The organism is Rhodopseudomonas sp. BR0C11 (assembly GCF_010820945.1).
GTDB classification, from domain to species: domain Bacteria; phylum Pseudomonadota; class Alphaproteobacteria; order Rhizobiales; family Xanthobacteraceae; genus Rhodopseudomonas; species Rhodopseudomonas palustris_H.
The window spans coordinates 1-2485 of the sequence record NZ_QTKI01000552.1; the positions used below are offsets into that span (position 1 = coordinate 1).

Below are 2485 nucleotides of genomic sequence, written 5' to 3' on the forward strand. Positions count from 1 at the left end.
TTACCGAACGGCGGATCGGGATGGTGGTTACCACCACCACCGAGGATGCGCTGGCGAGCTGGCGGACCCAGACCAAGCTGATGGTCTCGGTCGCGGCCGTCTCGGCCTTGGTGGTGACGGTGATCTTGTTGCTGATCATCAACCAGATCGGCAAGCACCACCGCGCCACCCAGCGCAAGCTGCAGCTCGACAAGCAGCGGCTCGACACCGCGATCAACAACATGTCGCAGGGCTTGCTATTGTTCGATGCCCAGGCCCGGCTGGTGATCTGCAATCAGCGCTACATGGAGATGTACGGTCTGTCGCCCGAGGTGGTGAAGCCCGGCTGCAGTCTGCGCGACGTGCTCGAACATCGGAAATCGACCGGTTCGCTCGGCGGCAATATCGACAAAATCACGACCGATCTAATTGACCGGCTGTCGTCCCAGCGCGTGTCGGAGATTCACAGCATCCACGACCGCTCGATCGAATTTTCGAGCGTGCCGGTGCCGGGCGGCGGCTGGGTCATCACCCATGAGGACGCCACCGAGCGCAAACGTTACGACGAGCGGATCTCCTATCTGGCGCATTTCGACAGTCTCACCGATCTGCCGAACCGCTCGATGTTCCGGCAGCGACTCGAAAACGAGCTGCAGCGTGCCAGCCGCGGGGCGCCGTTCGCGCTGCTGTACATCGACATCGACGAGTTCAAGAGCATCAACGATACGCTCGGCCATCCGGTCGGCGACGAGCTCTTGAAGCAGGTCGCGGTGCGGCTGCGCGACTGCGTGCGCGAGACTGACTTTGTCGCTCGGCTCGGCGGCGACGAATTCGCCATCATCCAGATCGGCGTCAGCGGCCCCGACGAAGCTACCGCGCTGGTCGACCGCATCTACGAGTCGATCCGGCTGCCGTATCAATGCCTCGGTCACCTGCTCTCTACCGACGCATCGATCGGAATTGCGATCGCGCCGCGCGATGGCGCTGATCTCGACCAATTGGTGAAGAACGCCGACCTGGCGATGTACAGCGCCAAGGCCGAAGGCCGCCGCACCTTCCGGTTCTTCGAGCCGGAAATGGACGCGGTCGCCAAGACCCGCCGCCAGCTCGAATTCGACCTGCGCAGCGCGATCGCCGACCGCGGCTTCGAAATCCACTATCAGCCGCAGGTCGATCTGCGCAGCGGCGCGATCACCGGCTGCGAGGCGCTGCTGCGCTGGCGGCATCCGACCCGCGGCATGATCTCGCCGGCCGAGTTCATTCCGATCGCCGAGGACACCGGCCTGATCAACGAGATCGGCGCCTGGACGCTGGCGACCGCCTGCTCGGAGGCGGCGACCTGGGACAGCGATATCACGCTCGCGGTGAACATCTCACCGGTGCAATTCCGTCAGCCGTCGCTGGCGCTGCTGGTCGCCTCCGTGCTCGGTGCAGCGGGCCTGCCGGCGGAACGGCTCGAACTCGAAGTCACCGAGGCGGTGCTGATTCACGACGATGACGCCGCGCTGAGCACGCTGACCCAGCTTCGCGCCCTCGGGGTGAGGATTTCGCTCGACGATTTCGGCACCGGCTATTCGTCGCTGAGCTATCTGCAGCGATTCCCGTTCGACAAGATCAAGATCGACCGCAGCTTTATCGACGGCATCGACACCACCGAAGGCTCGACCGCGATCGTGCAGGCCGTGGTCAACATCGCAGCGGCTCGTCACATGACCACCACCGCCGAGGGCGTCGAGACCGCGCGGCAGCGCGAGATCCTCACGACGCTCGGCTGCACCCAGATGCAGGGTTGGCTGTTCAGCCCTGCCATCCCTGCCGCCGCGTTCCGCAAGTTGCTCACCTCGCACCTTTCAACCTGCGCCGCCTGATTATCATCACTGCTTCTGCGTCGTAGCAGCGGCTCGCAGCACGCCCTACACTGCGCCGCGCTGGCGCACTGCGCCGGCCCCCGCCGCGTGTTGTCCCCTTGCCAGCGAAAGCCTCCGCATGACCGACCAGTTCAGCAATCTCCAGCAGATCCGTAAGCCGGCGATCACTTCCAAGGGCGGCATCGTCGCGGCGCAGTCGCGCCGCGCGGCCGAGATCGGCGCCGACGTGCTGGCGGAGGGCGGCGACTGCATCGATGCGGTGATCGCCACCACCTTTGCGCTCGGGGTGCTCGAGCCGTGGATGAGCGGCATCGGCGGCGGCGGCGCGATGGTGCTGTACCGCGCCAAAGAAGACCGCACCGAAGTCATCGACTACGGCATGCGGGCGCCGCAGAGCCTGCGGGTCGAGGACTATCCGCTGACCGGCGCGGGCGCGGCGTCCGATCTGTTCCCTTGGCCGCGGGTGAAGGACGACCGCAACATCCACGGCCCGGCCGCCGTCGCGGTGCCGGGCGTGGTTGCCGGCATGGAGGAGGCGCACCGCCGCTACGCCAAGCTGCCGTGGCGCGACCTGGTGGCGCCCAGCATCGCGCTCGCCGGGGACGGGCTTGCGGTCGATTGGTGGACCACGCTGATGA

Annotated in this window: 2 protein-coding genes; both read left to right on the forward strand. The window is 66.0% G+C overall.

Going from position 1 to position 2485, the window contains the following annotated elements; translation table 11 throughout:
- A partial coding sequence (locus DYI24_RS24950; RefSeq protein ID WP_164574235.1) for a putative bifunctional diguanylate cyclase/phosphodiesterase occupies nt 1-1847 on the forward strand: 1847 nt, incomplete at its 5' end.
- Between the two features lie 118 nt (nt 1848-1965).
- Nucleotides 1966-2485 (forward strand): gamma-glutamyltransferase (locus tag DYI24_RS24955; RefSeq protein ID WP_205523683.1); only part of this gene is annotated, 520 nt, incomplete at its 3' end.